Consider the following 15,338-nt stretch of genomic DNA (forward strand, 5'->3'; position numbering starts at 1 on the left):
GGGGTGAGAGCAACGTTCCCTTCCGGTCACTCAGTGCCACAGCAAGGAAACGCGCCCTCCCTACCTTCGGGACTCATACCGCTCAGCACCCCGAGTACCACCGAGCCCCGGAGCACCGTGGAGGCGTCATGACAGCCCCTAGCACAGCCCCCGCATCCAGTAGGGGAGGCCGCTGGATCCAGCAGTGGGACCCCGAGGACGAGACTTTCTGGAAGCAGACCGGGGAGAAGATCGCCCGCCGCAATCTCGCCTTCTCCGTCCTCTCCGAGCACATCGGGTTCTCCATCTGGACCCTGTGGTCGGTGCTGGTGCTCTTCATGGGTCCGGAGTACGGGCTCACCCCGGCCGACAAGTTCCTGCTGACGTCCATGGTGACGCTGGTCGGCGCCGTCGTCCGCGTCCCGTACACCTTCGCCGTCGCCGTCTTCGGCGGCCGGAACTGGACGATCATCTCGGCCGGCCTGCTGCTCGTGCCGAGCATCGCCGCGTTCTCCGTGATGAAGCCGGGCACGTCGTTCGACACGTTCCTGTGGATCGGGCTCCTCGCCGGCATCGGCGGCGGCAACTTCGCCTCCTCCATGACCAACATCAACGCCTTCTTCCCGCTGCGGAAGAAGGGCTGGGCCCTCGGGCTCAACGCCGGCGGCGGCAACATCGGCGTCGCGGCCATCCAGCTCGTCGCCCTCGCCGTGATCGGCGCCGGCGGCGGCCCGCGGGTGCTGCTCGGCATCTACATCCCGCTGATCGTCGTCGCCGCCGTCCTCGCCGCGCTGTTCATGGACAACATCGAGAACGTCAAGAACGACACCGGCGCCGCCAAGGACGCCGCCCGCGACGGCCACACCTGGATCATGTCCGTCCTCTACATCGGGACGTTCGGCTCGTTCATCGGCTACAGCTTCGCCTTCGGCCAGGTGCTCACCAACCAGTTCGGCCGTACGCCGCTGCAGGCCACCTACCTCACCTTCGTCGGCCCCCTGCTCGGCTCCCTCATCCGGCCCGTCGGCGGCTGGCTCGCCGACAAGTACGGCGGCGCGAAGATCACCCTCTACAACTACGTCGCCATGGCCGCCGCCACCGCTGTCCTGGTCGCCGCCAGCATGCAGAAGTCGCTGCCCCTGTTCGTGACCGCCTTCGTGGTGCTGTTCTCGCTGACCGGCATCGGCAACGGCTCCACCTTCAAGATGATCCCCGGCATCTTCCAGGCCAAGGCCCTCGCCAAGGGCCTGCAGGGCGAGGAGGCCGTCAAGTACGGGCGCCGGCTCTCCGGGGCCTCCATGGGCCTCATCGGCGCGGTCGGCGCGCTCGGCGGTGTCGGCATCAACATGGCCTTCCGCCAGTCCTTCCTCTCCTACGGCTCGGGCACCGGCGCCTTCGTCGCCTTCCTCGCCTACTACGCCGTCTGCTTCGCCATCACCTGGGCCGTATACCTTCGCCGTACGGCCCCCGCCACCCACGCCACGGCTGCCGCAGAGGCGAAGCCGCAGCTCAGCTACGCCGAGGTGTGACGTAACACCGGCGACACGAAGCCGAACCGAGCCTGTCACGCATCGTTGACAGGCTCGATCGGTATGTGGGTACCGCCGTACCTCCTGTACGACGACTCGAGTTCGGGACGAGAGCCATGTACGACGAACAGCAGCGACCGCAGTCAGGGCAGCACGGGCCCCTGGCCGGCTTCACGGTGGGCGTGACCGCCGCCCGCCGCGCCGACGAACTGGGCGCACTGCTGCAGCGACGGGGAGCCGCCGTCCTGCACGCACCCGCCCTGCGCATCGTGCCGCTCGCCGACGACAGCGAACTGCTGGCGGCGACGAAGGACCTGATCGACGAGGCGCCGGACGTGGTGGTGGCGACGACCGCCATCGGGTTCCGGGGATGGGTCGAGGCCGCCGACGGGTGGGGTCTCGGCGAGCCCCTGCTGGAGCGGCTGCGGGGCGTCGAACTGCTCGCCCGCGGCCCCAAGGTCAAGGGGGCGATACGGGCCGCCGGGCTCACCGAGGACTGGTCGCCGTCGAGCGAGTCCATGGCCGAGGTGCTCGACCGGCTGCTGGACGAGGGCGTCGAGGGGCGCCGGATCGTCATACAGCTGCACGGCGAGCCGCTGCCGGGGTTCGTGGAGGCGCTGCGGGAGGCCGGGGCCGAGGTCGTCGGGGTGCCGGTGTACCGGTGGATGCCGCCGGAGGACATCGGGCCGGTGGACCGGCTGCTGGACGCCACCGTCTCCCGCGGCCTGGACGCGCTCACCTTCACCAGCGCGCCGGCCGCGGCGTCGCTGCTCAACCGTGCCGAGGAGCGGGGACTGCTGCCCGAGCTGATCGCCGCGCTCCACCACGACGTGCTGCCCGCGTGCGTCGGGCCGGTCACCGCGCTGCCGCTGCAGGCGCGGGGCGTCGACACGGTGCAGCCGGAGCGGTTCCGGCTCGGTCCGCTCGTACAGCTGCTGTGCCAGGAGCTGCCGGGGCGGGCCCGCGCGCTGCCCATCGCCGGGCACCGGGTGGAGATCCGGGGTCACGCGGTGCTGGTGGACGGGGAGTTGAAGCCGGTTCCGCCGGCCGGGATGTCCCTGCTGCGGGCCCTGTCCCGGCGGCCGGGATGGGTGGTGGCCCGGGCGGAACTGCTGCGGGCGCTGCCGGGGGCGGGACGCGACGAGCACGCGGTGGAGACCGCGATGGCCCGACTGCGGACGGCTCTCGGGGCGCCGAAGCTGATCCAGACGGTGGTCAAGCGGGGGTACCGGCTGGCGTTGGATCCGGCGACGGACGCGAAGTACGCGGACGCCTGAGGGAGGGTGCCACCTCAAGCGCCGGACGTGTTGAGGTGAGCCGTCCGGCGCTCTGAGGCTCCGTACAGCACCGACCCCCGTGCCAGACAGGCCAAGGCCACCACCGAAACCCCCGCCCGCACCGCGTTCCACGTCACCCACGCGTCCTCGAAGTGCTCCCGTGCCGCCGCCGGGTCGGTCGCGCGGGACAGGTCGTCGTTGAGCGGGATGTTGAAGGCGATCGTCGTCAACAAGCCGAGCATGTACGCGGCCATGGCCGTCCAGATCCACGACCGGCAGGGCTGGCCCCGGAGTTGCCACGCCGAGACGGCCGTCAGCAGCGGGGCGCCCAGGAAGGCGAGGAGGAACAGCGGGTTCTGGATGACGTCGTTGACGTCGTTCATGACCTGGACGTAGGTCCGGTCGTCGCTGCGGGCCAGCGCGGGCATCACGCAGCAGGCGAAGATGTAGTACACCCCGGCCATCAGGCCCATGGCGACCGTGGCCGCGCCCAGTACGAGTCCCGCGGCGGTCCTGTTTCGTGTCATGCCCTCCAGTCAACGGACCCTGCCCCGCCCGGGACATCGCCGAGACGCGCGGCCGCATAAGCGCCCGTCCAGCGGAAGGGGTTCCGGCCTCGGCCAGGGGAGGGCACTGTAAGAAGGAACGCTTCCCCGGCCCCTGGTAACCCCTAGGCGGTGACAGGCACATGGCACTGGGTACGGCCACGGTCCCGTACGAACTGCGGTTCGACTCGGGGCGGATCTGCCTCGATCTCCTCGCGACCACGCATCCCGAGGAACGGTTCGACTCGGTCGAGGTGCTGTGCGCCTGGATCGTGGGGGCGGGCCTGGTGCCACCGGGCACCTCCCTGGCGCACGCCGACGGGTCGTGGCTCGTGGGGTTCCGGGAACTCAGGGGGCAGGTGGGGCAGTTGGTGCGCGGCACGGCCGCGGGCGTCACCGCACGGACCCGGCCGTCGTACGACATCGCGCTCGGCCGGGTGAACGAGATCGCCCTCGTCGCGCCCCCTGCCCCGCGCGCCGTCCGCGGTGAGGACGGGGCCCTCGTAAGGGAGTTGGACCGGCCGCCCGAGTGCGCGGCGCTGCTCGCCGCCATCGCCAGGGACGCCGTGGAACTGCTCACCGACCCCGTCGCGAGAGCGGGGCTGCGGCAGTGCGAGGGGGACAACTGTCCGATCGTCTACGTCGATTCGTCCCGGGGACGCAGGAGGCGCTGGTGCTCCAGTGAGGTCTGCGGGAACCGCGAAAGGGTCGCCCGGCACCGCCGCCGGGCCGCTCTCGCGCGGGCCTAGCTGTCCGGTTTGCGCGTTCTGGGGGGAACAGGGTTGTGTGGTGTCGAAGTGATTTCGACAACACTCCGTTTGGTCTTGAACCGCCACGGGCAGTCGGCCTGATCTTGCCGGTGTGGCGGAAATGTAAAGATCGCGCGGTGGGAATGTGCTCTCATGTCCCTCTCATCACGACACCCCGAAGAAAAGTGTCGGCGTAGTTTGAACATGACGCATGCCACATCCGTACCTGTGCACGAGCGACCGACTGGGGGAACCCCCGGACATCGGAGGTGGGCGTGCGCAAGGATTCCGTCGTGGCCAATGAACGTGGATCGAGGGCCCGACATCGCATGTCCCAGCCCTCGGAACCTGATGAGGAGCTGATGCGTGCCCTGTACCGGGAGCACGCCGGACCTCTCCTTGCGTACGTCCTTCGTCTGGTCGCGGGTGACCGCCAGAGAGCCGAGGACGTGGTGCAGGAAACACTCATCCGTGCCTGGAAGAACGCCGGCCAGCTCAATCGAGCGACCGGATCGGTACGCCCCTGGCTGGTGACGGTCGCTCGGCGCATCGTCATCGACGGCCACCGCAGCCGGCAGGCCCGGCCGCAGGAGGTCGATCCGTCGCCGCTGGAGGTCATCCCCGCGGAGGACGAGATCGACAAGGCGCTGTGGTTGATGACGCTGTCGGACGCGCTGGACGACCTGACCCCGGCCCACCGGGAGGTGCTCGTCGAGACGTATTTCAAGGGGCGTACGGTCAATGAGGCTGCCGAGACGCTGGGCATTCCCAGTGGCACCGTGCGGTCTCGGGTGTTCTATGCCCTGCGGTCGATGAAGCTCGCACTGGAGGAGCGGGGGGTGACGGCGTGATGAGTGTTTACGGGGGAAACCAGGGATTCGGCACAGGTGGGTCGGGTATGTCTGGACCCATGATGGGATCTCCGGGCCCGAGCGAGCACGAGACGGTCGGCGCCTACGCCCTCGGCATTCTCGACGACGCCGAGGCAACCGCTTTCGAGGCACATCTCGCCACCTGTGAATGGTGCGCCCGGCAGCTCGACGAGCTGGCCGGAATGGAGCCGATGCTGGCGGCCCTCGCGGACCTGCCGGGGACGGGCACGCCGGCCATAGGGGAGTCGCTCTCCGCCAGGCCCAGCCCGCGGCTCGCCGAGAAGCTGGTCGACGAGGTCGCGGAGCGCCGTGCGCTGAAGCGGCGCAAGGGGTTCTACCTGGTGGCGGCAGCCGCCGCGCTGATCATCGGTGGCCCGCTCACCGTCATGGCGGCGACCGGTGGAGACTCCGGCGCCAAGAGCGGCACCCCGCTGGCGGCCGGCGCCAAGGCGGCCTTCACCACGATCGACGACAAGATCTCGGCGACGGACGCCTCCACCAAGGTCAAGGCGACCGTGGCCATGGAGCAGAAGGACTGGGGCACCTGGGGCGTCGTCGAGCTCAGCAACGTCAAGGGCCCGCTGAAGTGCTCGCTCATCGCGGTGGGCAAGAACGGCGAGCGCGAGACGATGTCGACCTGGGCGGTCCCCAAGTGGGGATACGGCATCCCCAACGGCAAGACCCCGGAGTCGAAGCAGCCCCTGTACGCGCAGGGCGGCGCCGCCTTCAAGCCCAACGAGATCGACCATTTCGAGGTCATGACCTTCGACGGCAAGAAGCTCGTGCAGGTCGACGCGTAGGACTGCTCCTGCGTCCACGTAGCTTTGCCGGGTCCCCTTCGCGTACGGTTGACGGCTGCCCAGCACGTCAGAAGGGGGCCCGGTGGCCGCTCAGGCTCAGCAGGAAACCGCGGTCGGCTCGGATCACGACTCGAGTCGTGAGCGGGAGATCAGCGTCGAACAGGAACACCTGGACCGGGTGTACCGGCGGCTCGAGGAGAAGATCCACGAGGCCGAGTTCCTGATGAACGACGCGGCCAAGCGCGGCCAGGTCGGTACGCCCGGCGCCCTCGCCGAACGGGACGCCCAGGTCTTCCGGGCCGGCGTCCACCTCAACCGCCTGAACAACGAGTTCGAGGACTTCCTCTTCGGGCGGATCGATCTCCTTCTCGGCAAGGACGGCAAGAAGGGTCCCGACGGCGCCTACACCGCCGTGGAACCCGCCGAAGGCGCCGTCCGGGACGACGGCACCGCCGACATCGCCGAGACCCTGCACATCGGACGCATCGGCGTCCTCGACGCCGACTACGCGCCCCTCGTCATCGACTGGCGGGCCCCCGCCGCGGCCCCCTTCTACCGCTCCACCCCGGTCGACCCGGGCCGGGTCGTACGGCGCAGGGTCATCCGCTCCAAGGGGCGGCGCGTCCTCGGCGTCGAGGACGACCTCATGCGCCCCGAGCTGAAGGCCTCCCTCGACGGCCGCGAACTGGCCGTCATCGGCGACGGCGCCCTCATGGCCGCCCTCGGCCAGGCCCGCAGCCACACCATGCGCGACATCGTCGCCTCCATCCAGGCCGAGCAGGACCTGGTCATCCGCGCCCCCGCCGCCTCCGTGACGTACGTCGAGGGCGGACCGGGCACCGGCAAGACGGCCGTCGCCCTGCACCGCGCCGCCTACCTCCTCTACCAGGACCGGCGCCGGTACGCGGGCGGCATCCTCATCGTCTCGCCGACCCCGCTGCTCGTCGCGTACACCGAGGGCGTGCTGCCGTCGCTGGGCGAGGAGGGCCAGGTCGCCATCCGCGCGATCGGCTCGCTCGTCGACGGCGCCGAGGCCACGCTGTACGACTCCCCGTCGGTGGCCCGGGCCAAGGGCTCGTACCGGATGCTGAAGGTGCTGCGGAAGGCGGCGCGGGGGGCGCTGGAGCTGGGGCGGCCCGGTGCCGCGTCCGCCGGGCAGCTCGCCTTCGGCGACGACGGCGAGGGTGACGCGACGGCCCCCGCTCAGACCCCCACCCGCCTGCGCGTCGTCGCCTTCGGGCGCCGGCTGGAGCTGGAGTCGCCCACGCTGGAACGTATCCGCCGTAACGCTCTGGGCGGCACGGCACCCGTCAACCTGCTGCGCCCCCGCGCCCGCAAGCTGCTCCTGGACGCCCTGTGGGAGCAGTCGGGCGCCGCCGGCCGGCACACCGACCCGGAGCTCGCGGCCGAACTGCGCTCCTCCTTCGACGAGGACATCACCTCCGAGGACTCCTTCCTCGAGTTCCTCGACGCCTGGTGGCCCGAGCTGACCCCCAAGGCCGTCCTCGCCGCCATGGCCGACGAACGGCGCCTGGGCCGCTGGGCCCGCCGGATCCTCAACCCCGGCGAGGTCCGCAGGGTCGCCCGCTCGCTCAGACGCGACGGCCACTCCGTGCACGACATCGCCATGCTCGACGAGCTCCAGGCGATCCTCGGCACCCCGGTACGTCCGAGGAAGAAGCGCGAGCTGGACCCGCTGGACCAGCTGACCGGCCTCGAGGAGCTGATGCCGGTGCGCGAGGAGTCGCAGCGCGAGCGCGCCGAGCGGCTGGCACAGGAGCGCACCGAGTACGCCCACGTCATCGTCGACGAGGCCCAGGACCTCACGCCGATGCAGTGGCGCATGGTGGGCCGCCGCGGCCGGCACGCCACCTGGACGGTCGTCGGCGACCCCGCCCAGTCCTCCTGGTCGGACGTCGACGAGGCGGCCGAGGCCCGCGACGAGGCCCTGGGCACCCGCCCGCGCCGCCGCTTCCAGCTCACCGTCAACTACCGCAACCCGGCGGAGATCGCCGAACTGGCGGCGAAGGTCCTCGCGCTCGCCATGCCGGGCTCCGAGGCCCCCTCGGCCGTCCGCTCCACCGGCGTGCAGCCGCGCTTCGTGGTGTCGCGGGAGTCCCTGGGGCAGACCGTCCGCGCGGAGGCCGCCCGCCTGCTCGACCTCGTCGACGGCACCGTCGGCGTCGTCGTCGCCATGCGGCGGCGCGAGGAGGCCGCGCGATGGCTGGCCGGGCTCGGCGACCGGGTGGTGGCCCTCGGCAGCCTGGAGGCGAAGGGTCTGGAGTACGACGCCACGGTCGTCGTATCGCCCGCGGAGATCGCCGACGAGTCCCCGGCCGGTCTGCGGGTGCTGTACGTCGCCCTCACCAGGGCCACGCAGCAGCTGACGATCGTCTCGACGGACAAGGACCAGCCGGACGGGGACGGGGTGCCCGACCTCCTGCGGGAGTAGAGCCGGCCCTCACCGGGGGTGGAGCCGACCCTCACCGGGGGTGGAGCCGGCCCTCACCGGGGGTGGAGTCGACGCTCTCCGGGGTGGAAACGAATGAAGTCCCGGTACGGGAATGGCCTTACGGGATCTGTTTGTTAGCCTGGGTGTGGCACCGGCCCGATCCAAGCCCCCGGGCCCAACCTTCGTCCCTCAGAGGGACCACTTGCCGCGAGGCGAGCATGGCGGGTCGGTGCCACTGAACGTTTCGGAGGCCCACGTCACCACGTGACGTGGGCCTCTTTCGTTGCCTGATCACTTCTCGTATGGTGGAATCCGTTTTCCGAAAACGACACCACCCTGTGAACAAAACGTCCGCAATCCGAGGCGGCTACCGCGTACTCAGGGGTAGGTGCGACGATCGGACGGCATACCAGCGTCACACGGTGAAAGCAGAGGAAGTCGGCCATGGCAACGGCGCCCAGCGTCTCCTACTCGATCACGGTCCGTCTGGAGGTGCCCGCCGGAGGAACGGCGGTCTCCCAGATCACCACGGCCGTGGAGTCCCACGGAGGCTCGGTCACCGGCCTCGACGTCACCGCATCGGGGCACGAGAAGCTCCGCATCGACGTCACCATCGCCGCCACCTCCACCGCGCACGCCGAAGAGATCGTCGAGCAGCTGCGCGGCATCGAAGGCGTCACGCTCGGCAAGGTCTCCGACCGTACGTTCCTGATGCACCTCGGCGGCAAGATCGAGATGCAGTCCAAGCACCCGATCCGCAACCGTGACGACCTGTCCATGATCTACACGCCGGGTGTGGCCCGCGTCTGCATGGCGATCGCCGAGAACCCCGAGGACGCCCGCCGCCTGACCATCAAGCGCAACTCCGTTGCGGTCGTGACGGACGGCTCGGCCGTGCTGGGCCTGGGCAACATCGGCCCCAAGGCCGCCCTGCCGGTCATGGAGGGCAAGGCCGCCCTGTTCAAGCGGTTCGCCGGCATCGACGCCTGGCCGCTGTGCCTCGACACCCAGGACACCGACGCGATCGTCGAGATCGTCAAGGCGATCGCCCCCGGGTTCGCCGGCATCAACCTCGAGGACATCTCCGCCCCCCGCTGCTTCGAGATCGAGGCACGGCTGCGCGAGGCCCTCGACATCCCCGTCTTCCACGACGACCAGCACGGCACCGCGATCGTCGTCCTGGCCGCCCTGAAGAACGCGCTGCGCTGCACCGGAAAGCCGATCGAGAACATCCGGGTCGTCATGTCCGGCGCCGGAGCGGCCGGCACGGCCATCCTCAAGCTGCTGCTCGCCGCCGGCGTGAAGAACGCCGTGGTCGCCGACATCCGCGGCGTCGTGCACGCCGGCCGCGACGACCTGCGCGAGGCCGCCGCCGACTCGCCGCTGCGCTGGATCGCCGACAACACCAACCCCGAGGGCCTGACCGGCACGCTGAAGGAAGCCGTTCGCGGAGCGGACGTGTTCATCGGCGTCTCCGCCCCGAACGTCCTCGACGGCGACGATGTGGCCGCCATGGCCGACGACGCGATCGTGTTCGCGCTCGCGAACCCCGACCCCGAGGTGGACCCGGCGATCGCCCGTCAGACGGCGGCCGTCGTGGCCACCGGCCGCTCCGACTTCCCGAACCAGATCAACAACGTGCTGGTCTTCCCGGGCGTCTTCCGCGGCCTGCTGGACGCCCAGTCCCGCACCGTCAACACCGAGATGATGCTGGCCGCGGCGACCGCCCTCGCGGACGTCGTGACCGAGGACGAGCTCAACCCGAACTACATCATCCCGAGCGTCTTCAACGACAAGGTCGCCGGCGCGGTGGCCGGAGCGGTGCGCGAGGCGGCCAAGGCGGCGGGCGTCGCGCCGTAGACGTGGCGTACGGTGCGTAGTAGGCCCGGCCATGACGTGCGCGGGCTGTGAGCATCACCACGACCGGCAGTACCGGCGAGTCGTGGAACCAGGCGTCCGTCGCCACCCTCTAGGGTGGCGGCGCCGCGCTCAGGCCTCCCAGGCCCTCTTTTCGTGTGACTCCCTCGGGTGTTCTCACGCCTCCGACGGGTGCCGGATTGGCTTTCCCGTCGCAGGTAGGGGCAGGATGCGTCCCTGGGCGCGAGCGCATCGGCTTCGCTGTGCCACCATGCGGCTCCGGCCGGGTGGCACACCCCAACGGCAAGAAGAACACGGGAGTAACAACATGAACCGCAGTGAGCTGGTGGCCGCGCTGGCCGACCGCGCCGAGGTGACCCGCAAGGACGCCGACGCCGTCCTGGCCGCGTTCGCCGAGGTCGTGGGCGACATCGTCTCCAAGGGCGACGAGAAGGTCACCATCCCCGGCTTCCTGACCTTCGAGCGCACCCACCGTGCCGCTCGCACCGCTCGCAACCCGCAGACCGGCGACCCGATCCAGATCCCGGCCGGTTACAGCGTGAAGGTCTCCGCGGGCTCGAAGCTCAAGGAAGCCGCCAAGGGCAAGTAAGCGCTCCGCTTCGGGCGCCGTTCGGAGCGCCGTGGCCATGAGCGTCGTGGGCGACTGCGGACCGGCCGTGGCCGGTCGCGCAGTTCCCCGCGCCCCTTACAGGGGCGAAACGTGAACGCCGATGGGGCGGTCACCCGGAATCCGGGTGACCGCCCCATCGGCATTGCTGTGTCTGCCCCGGGGACGACCCCGGGGTGACGTGGCTGGGGTCAGCCGAGGGCCTTGCCCGGGAGTTCGACCTTTGCGCCGAGCTCCACCAGCTTCTCCATGCCGTGTCTGCCCGGGGGATGACCCCCGGACCCCCAGCCGGGGGCGGTGTGCCCGGGGCCGGGGTGACGTGGCTGGGGTCAGCCGAGGGCCTTGCCCGGGAGTTCGACCTTTGCGCCGAGCTCCACCAGCTTCTCCATGAAGTTCTCGTAGCCGCGGTTGATGAGGTCGATGCCGTGGACTCGGGACGTGCCCTGGGCCGCGAGGGCGGCGATCAGGTACGAGAAGCCGCCGCGGAGGTCGGGGATGACCAGGTCGGCGCCCTGGAGCTTGGTCGGGCCGGAGACGACGGCCGAGTGCAGGAAGTTGCGCTGGCCGAAGCGGCAGTCCGAGCCGCCCAGGCACTCGCGGTAGAGCTGGATGTGGGCGCCCATCTGGTTCAGCGCGGAGGTGAAGCCGAGGCGGGACTCGTACACCGTCTCGTGGATGATGGACAGGCCCGTCGCCTGCGTCAGCGCGACCACCAGCGGCTGCTGCCAGTCGGTCTGGAAGCCCGGGTGCACGTCCGTCTCCAGCGCGATGGACTTCAGCTGCCCGCCGGGGTGCCAGAAGCGGATGCCCTGGTCGTCGATCTCGAAGGCGCCGCCCACCTTGCGGTAGGTGTTCAGGAACGTCATCATCGAGCGCTGCTGGGCGCCGTGGACGTAGATGTTGCCCTCGGTCGCCAGCGCGGCGGACGCCCACGAGGCGGCCTCCAGGCGGTCCGGGAGGGCGCGGTGGTTGTAGCCGCCGAGGCTGTCGACACCGGTGATGCGGATGGTGCGGTCGGTGTCCATCGCGATGATCGCGCCCATCTTCTGCAGGACGCAGATGAGGTCCTCGATCTCGGGCTCCACCGCCGCGTTGGCGAGCTCGGTGACGCCTTCCGCGAGCACGGCCGTCAGCAGCACCTGCTCGGTGGCTCCGACCGACGGGTACGGCAGCCGGATCTTCGTACCGCGCAGCCGCTGCGGCGCCTCCAGGTACTGGCCGTCCGCCCGCTTCTCGATCTTCGCGCCGAACTGCCGCAGCACCTCGAAGTGGAAGTCGATCGGCCGGCCGCCGATGTCGCAGCCGCCGAGACCGGGGATGAAGGCGTGCCCGAGGCGGTGCAGGAGGGGACCGCAGAAGAGGATCGGGATGCGGCTCGAACCCGCGTGGGCATCGATGTCGGCGACGTTCGCGCTCTCGACGTGCGAGGGGTCCATCACCAGCTCACCCGGCTCCTCACCGGGACGGACCGTCACCCCGTGCAGTTGCAGCAGGCCGCGTACGACACGCACGTCACGGATGTCCGGAACGTTGCGCAGTCGACTCGGCGAGCTGCCCAGCAGGGCGGCGACCATGGCCTTCGGTACGAGGTTCTTCGCACCGCGGACACGGATCTCGCCCTCCAGCGGGGTTCCGCCGTGGACAAGCAGGACATCGTCGTTGACGGTCATGTATCTCGCGTTCCGATGAGTGGGGCAGGGGCCAGAAGGGAAAGGGTAATCGCCGCCTACCCCCCTTGAGTAAGCCCAAGTACCGCCCAGCTACGTCATAGCTGTGTCACAACACGGGCCGTTCCCTGCCGGGTACATGGGGTCACCGACGGCCCGTGTGCGCCGGGCGCGCTTCCTTACACCCTGAGCTGCAATCACCCTTCTTACCCCCATTGCCTCCCCGCGTCGACGGAAGATGCGGGATCATGTCTGGCATGACCGAGGTGTCCTCGCTCACAGGGCGGTTGCTCGTGGCAACACCCGCCCTGGCGGACCCGAACTTCGACCGTGCGGTGGTGCTCCTTCTCGACCACGACGAGGAGGGCTCCCTCGGTGTCGTCCTCAACCGCCCGACGCCGGTGGACGTCGGCGACATCCTGGAGGGCTGGGCCGACCTGGCGGGAGAGCCGGGCGTGGTCTTCCAGGGCGGACCGGTCTCCCTCGACTCGGCGCTGGGCGTCGCCGTCATCCCCGGCGGCTCCTCGGTCGACGGGGCCCCGCTCGGCTGGCGCCGGGTGCACGGCGCGATCGGCCTGGTCGACCTGGAGGCACCGCCGGAGCTGCTCGCCTCGGCCGTCGGCTCGCTGCGGATCTTCGCCGGGTACGCGGGCTGGGGCCCGGGCCAGCTGGAGGACGAGCTGGTCGACGGCGCCTGGTACGTCGTGGAGTCGGAGCCGGGGGACGTCTCCTCGCCGGCCCCCGAGAGACTCTGGCGGGAGGTCCTGCGCCGTCAGCGCAACGAGCTCGCGATGGTGGCCACGTACCCGGACGACCCTTCGCTCAACTGATGCGTGTGAGCTTCAGTACCCTTGGCGATATGAGCACTCTCGAGCCCGAGCGCGGGACTGGTACGGGAACCCTCGTAGAGCCGACGCCACAGGTGTCCCACGGCGACGGCGACCACGAGCGCTTCGCCCACTACGTCCAGAAGGACAAGATCATGGCGAGCGCCCTCGACGGGACCCCCGTCGTGGCGCTCTGCGGCAAGGTCTGGGTGCCGGGCCGCGACCCGAAGAAGTACCCCGTGTGTCCCATGTGCAAGGAGATCTACGACTCCATGGGCGCCGGCGGTGGCGACAAGGGCAAGGGCGGCGACAAGTAACCCTGCCGGTTTCCGGCCGAGATCTGTCAGGTCCCCGGGGCGCGTTCCGGCGTGCTCCGGGGGCCTTTGTGCTGTCCGCCCCGGTCGGCGACACTGCGCAGACGACCCTGCCGGGGCAGCCGGGCCGGGCACGACGCTGAGGGGCTGATGTGACGGTACGGACGGGACTGATTCCGGCACCCGGCGAGTTCTCGGCGCCGTCACCCGGCGAAGGCACGGGCCATCTGCTCGACGCCGGTTCCGGCATCGACGCCGGGCCGGGCACCGAGCGGGTGGCGCAGTGGCTGCGCAGCACCGTCGGCGCGGCCACGGGACTGCCGCTGCCGCCGCACACCGGCGACCGCGAGGGCATCGTGCTGCGCATCGCCCCGCAGGAGTCCGGGAACCCCGAGGGCTACGGCCTGACCGTCGACCGGCACGCGATCACGCTGCGGGCGGCCGCCGAGCCCGGACTGTTCCACGCCGCCCAGACCCTGCGCCAACTCCTCGGCCCCGACGCCTTCCGCCGCGCCCCCGTCACCTCGAAGCGGCGGTGGGAGGTGCCGGCGGTCACCGTCCGTGACGCGCCCCGCTTCCGCTGGCGCGGCCTCATGCTCGACGTGGCCCGGCACTTCATGCCCAAGGACGGCGTCCTGCGCTACCTGGACCTGATGGCCGCGCACAAACTCAACGTCCTGCACCTGCACTTGACGGACGACCAGGGCTGGCGTGTCGAGATCCTCAAGTACCCCCGGCTGACCGAGGTCGGCTCATGGCGGGCGCGTACGAGATTCGGCCATCGCGCCTCACCGCTGTGGGAACAGAAGCCGCACGGTGGCTTCTACACCCAGGACGACATCCGGGAGATCGTCGCCTACGCCGCCGAGCGGCATATCACCGTCGTCCCCGAGATCGACGTACCCGGGCACTCGCAGGCCGCCATCGCCGCGTACCCGGAACTCGGCAACACCGACGTCATCGACACCACCACTCTCTCCGTCTGGGACGACTGGGGAATCTCTCCCAACGTACTCGCCCCCACCGACAACACCCTGCGCTTCTACGAGGACGTCTTCGAGGAGCTGCTCGGTCTCTTCCCCGCGGACGCCGCCGAGTTCTCGCAGTTCGTCCACATCGGTGGCGACGAATGCCTCAAGGACCAGTGGCGGCGCTCCCCGACCGCCCAGGCCCGCATCCGGGAGCTCGGACTCGCCGGCGAGGACGGCCTCCAGGCGTGGTTCATCGGCCACTTCGACACCTGGCTGACCGCGCGCGGACGCCGCCTGATCGGCTGGGACGAGATCCTCGAGGGCGGGCTGGCGAAGGGCGCCGCGGTCTCCTCCTGGCGGGGCTACGGCGGCGGGGTCGCCGCCGCCCGGGCCGGCCACGACGTCGTCATGTGCCCCGAGCAGTACGTGTACCTGGACCACCGTCAGGAGGCGGGCGCCGACGAGCCGGTGCCCATCGGCTACGTCCGCACCCTGGAGGACGTCTACCGTTTCGAGCCCGTGCCACCGGAGTTGGCGCCCGAGGAGGCCGAGCACGTCCTCGGCGCGCAGGCCAATGTGTGGACCGAGGCGATGGAGGACCACGCGCGTGTGGACTACCAGACCTTCCCGAGGCTCGCCGCCTTCGCCGAGGTCGCCTGGAGCCGCCTGCCCGCCCCCGGGGAGCGGGACTTCGCCGGATTCGAGGAGCGGATGGCCGAGCACTACCGGCGGCTGGACGCTCTGGGGGTCGGCTATCGGCCACCGTCCGGGCCCCGGCCGTGGCAGCGGCGCCCCGGGGTGCCCGGCCGCCCGATCGAGGGCACGCCCCCGAACAGGTAGTCCCCGAACGGGCAACCGGCCCTCCCGAACG

The 15,338-nt window shown here is 70.5% G+C and carries 13 protein-coding genes; 11 read left to right on the forward strand and 2 right to left on the reverse strand.

The features are described from left to right. The first annotated feature begins 128 nt into the window (after positions 1–128). Complete coding sequence (locus ACIGDI_RS00295) at positions 129–1,508, forward strand: nitrate/nitrite transporter (protein WP_399888348.1); 1,380 nt, start codon at positions 129–131, stop codon at positions 1,506–1,508. 116 nt (positions 1,509–1,624) lie between these two features. After that, entirely contained in the window at positions 1,625–2,785 is a 1,161-nt protein-coding gene (locus ACIGDI_RS00300; protein ID WP_399888351.1) for a uroporphyrinogen-III synthase, read from the forward strand. 14 nt (positions 2,786–2,799) lie between these two features. On the opposite strand, the gene ACIGDI_RS00305 is transcribed toward ACIGDI_RS00300, so the two are convergent. Further along, entirely contained in the window at positions 2,800–3,312 is a 513-nt protein-coding gene (locus ACIGDI_RS00305; RefSeq protein ID WP_399888354.1) for a DUF1772 domain-containing protein, read from the reverse strand. Between the two features lie 161 nt (positions 3,313–3,473). On the opposite strand from ACIGDI_RS00305, the gene ACIGDI_RS00310 reads away from it, so the two are divergent. The 6 genes from ACIGDI_RS00310 to ACIGDI_RS00335 all read left to right on the forward strand — a co-directional run bounded on the left by ACIGDI_RS00310 (position 3,474) and on the right by ACIGDI_RS00335 (position 10,670). Continuing rightward, positions 3,474–4,079: a CGNR zinc finger domain-containing protein gene (locus ACIGDI_RS00310; protein WP_399888357.1), complete on the forward strand. Its 606-nt coding sequence runs from the start codon at positions 3,474–3,476 to the stop codon at positions 4,077–4,079. A 329-nt stretch (positions 4,080–4,408) separates the two neighbouring features. Further along, positions 4,409–4,930: a sigma-70 family RNA polymerase sigma factor gene (locus ACIGDI_RS00315; RefSeq protein ID WP_010039908.1), complete on the forward strand. Its 522-nt coding sequence runs from the start codon at positions 4,409–4,411 to the stop codon at positions 4,928–4,930. Continuing rightward, positions 4,930–5,751, forward strand: coding sequence for an anti-sigma factor (locus tag ACIGDI_RS00320; RefSeq protein ID WP_272174211.1), 822 nt, complete (start codon positions 4,930–4,932; stop codon positions 5,749–5,751). The genes ACIGDI_RS00315 and ACIGDI_RS00320 overlap by 1 nt, the downstream gene beginning before the upstream one ends. Positions 5,752–5,833: 82 nt before the next feature. Further along, positions 5,834–8,203 carry a HelD family protein gene (locus tag ACIGDI_RS00325; RefSeq protein ID WP_399888360.1) on the forward strand — a complete coding sequence of 790 codons (2,370 nt, stop codon included), beginning with the start codon at positions 5,834–5,836 and terminating at the stop codon, positions 8,201–8,203. 444 nt (positions 8,204–8,647) lie between these two features. Then, positions 8,648–10,063, forward strand: a complete 1,416-nt coding sequence (locus ACIGDI_RS00330) for an NAD-dependent malic enzyme (protein ID WP_200704388.1) — start codon at positions 8,648–8,650, stop codon at positions 10,061–10,063. Between the two features lie 325 nt (positions 10,064–10,388). After that, positions 10,389–10,670 (forward strand): HU family DNA-binding protein, encoded by a 282-nt coding sequence (locus ACIGDI_RS00335; RefSeq protein WP_004000874.1) that lies wholly within the window; start codon positions 10,389–10,391, stop codon positions 10,668–10,670. 347 nt (positions 10,671–11,017) lie between these two features. Here ACIGDI_RS00335 and murA read toward each other — a convergent pair whose 3' ends face one another. Next, positions 11,018–12,358 (reverse strand): UDP-N-acetylglucosamine 1-carboxyvinyltransferase, encoded by a 1,341-nt coding sequence (gene murA / locus ACIGDI_RS00340; protein WP_399888364.1) that lies wholly within the window; start codon positions 12,356–12,358, stop codon positions 11,018–11,020. 254 nt (positions 12,359–12,612) lie between these two features. Between murA and ACIGDI_RS00345 the strand changes: the two genes are divergently transcribed. The 3 genes from ACIGDI_RS00345 (at position 12,613) to ACIGDI_RS00355 (ending at position 15,307) form a co-directional block, all read left to right on the forward strand. Then, a complete protein-coding gene (locus ACIGDI_RS00345) occupies positions 12,613–13,185 on the forward strand; it encodes a YqgE/AlgH family protein (RefSeq protein WP_174267348.1) in 573 nt (190 codons plus the stop codon). Positions 13,186–13,214: 29 nt separating this feature from the next. Then, positions 13,215–13,499, forward strand: a complete 285-nt coding sequence (locus ACIGDI_RS00350; RefSeq protein ID WP_058925017.1) for a DUF3039 domain-containing protein — start codon at positions 13,215–13,217, stop codon at positions 13,497–13,499. Between the two features lie 149 nt (positions 13,500–13,648). Continuing rightward, the gene (locus tag ACIGDI_RS00355; RefSeq protein WP_399888368.1) at positions 13,649–15,307 is read left to right on the forward strand and encodes a beta-N-acetylhexosaminidase; all 1,659 of its coding nucleotides are present in this window, start codon (positions 13,649–13,651) and stop codon (positions 15,305–15,307) included. Positions 15,308–15,338 lie beyond the last annotated feature (31 nt).

The sequence above is a fragment of the Streptomyces sp. NPDC085900 genome (assembly GCF_044540925.1).
GTDB lineage: Bacteria > Actinomycetota > Actinomycetes > Streptomycetales > Streptomycetaceae > Streptomyces > Streptomyces gilvifuscus.

Coding starts and splice junctions, on each gene's coding strand:
- ACIGDI_RS00295 (WP_399888348.1), top strand. CDS start 129: ATGACAGCCCCTAGCACAGCCCCCGCATCCAGTAGGGGAGGCCGCTGG.
- ACIGDI_RS00300 (WP_399888351.1), top strand. CDS start 1,625: ATGTACGACGAACAGCAGCGACCGCAGTCAGGGCAGCACGGGCCCCTG.
- ACIGDI_RS00305 (WP_399888354.1), bottom strand. CDS start 3,312: ATGACACGAAACAGGACCGCCGCGGGACTCGTACTGGGCGCGGCCACG.
- ACIGDI_RS00310 (WP_399888357.1), top strand. CDS start 3,474: ATGGCACTGGGTACGGCCACGGTCCCGTACGAACTGCGGTTCGACTCG.
- ACIGDI_RS00315 (WP_010039908.1), top strand. CDS start 4,409: ATGTCCCAGCCCTCGGAACCTGATGAGGAGCTGATGCGTGCCCTGTAC.
- ACIGDI_RS00320 (WP_272174211.1), top strand. CDS start 4,930: ATGAGTGTTTACGGGGGAAACCAGGGATTCGGCACAGGTGGGTCGGGT.
- ACIGDI_RS00330 (WP_200704388.1), top strand. CDS start 8,648: ATGGCAACGGCGCCCAGCGTCTCCTACTCGATCACGGTCCGTCTGGAG.
- ACIGDI_RS00335 (WP_004000874.1), top strand. CDS start 10,389: ATGAACCGCAGTGAGCTGGTGGCCGCGCTGGCCGACCGCGCCGAGGTG.
- murA (WP_399888364.1), bottom strand. CDS start 12,358: ATGACCGTCAACGACGATGTCCTGCTTGTCCACGGCGGAACCCCGCTG.
- ACIGDI_RS00345 (WP_174267348.1), top strand. CDS start 12,613: ATGACCGAGGTGTCCTCGCTCACAGGGCGGTTGCTCGTGGCAACACCC.
- ACIGDI_RS00350 (WP_058925017.1), top strand. CDS start 13,215: ATGAGCACTCTCGAGCCCGAGCGCGGGACTGGTACGGGAACCCTCGTA.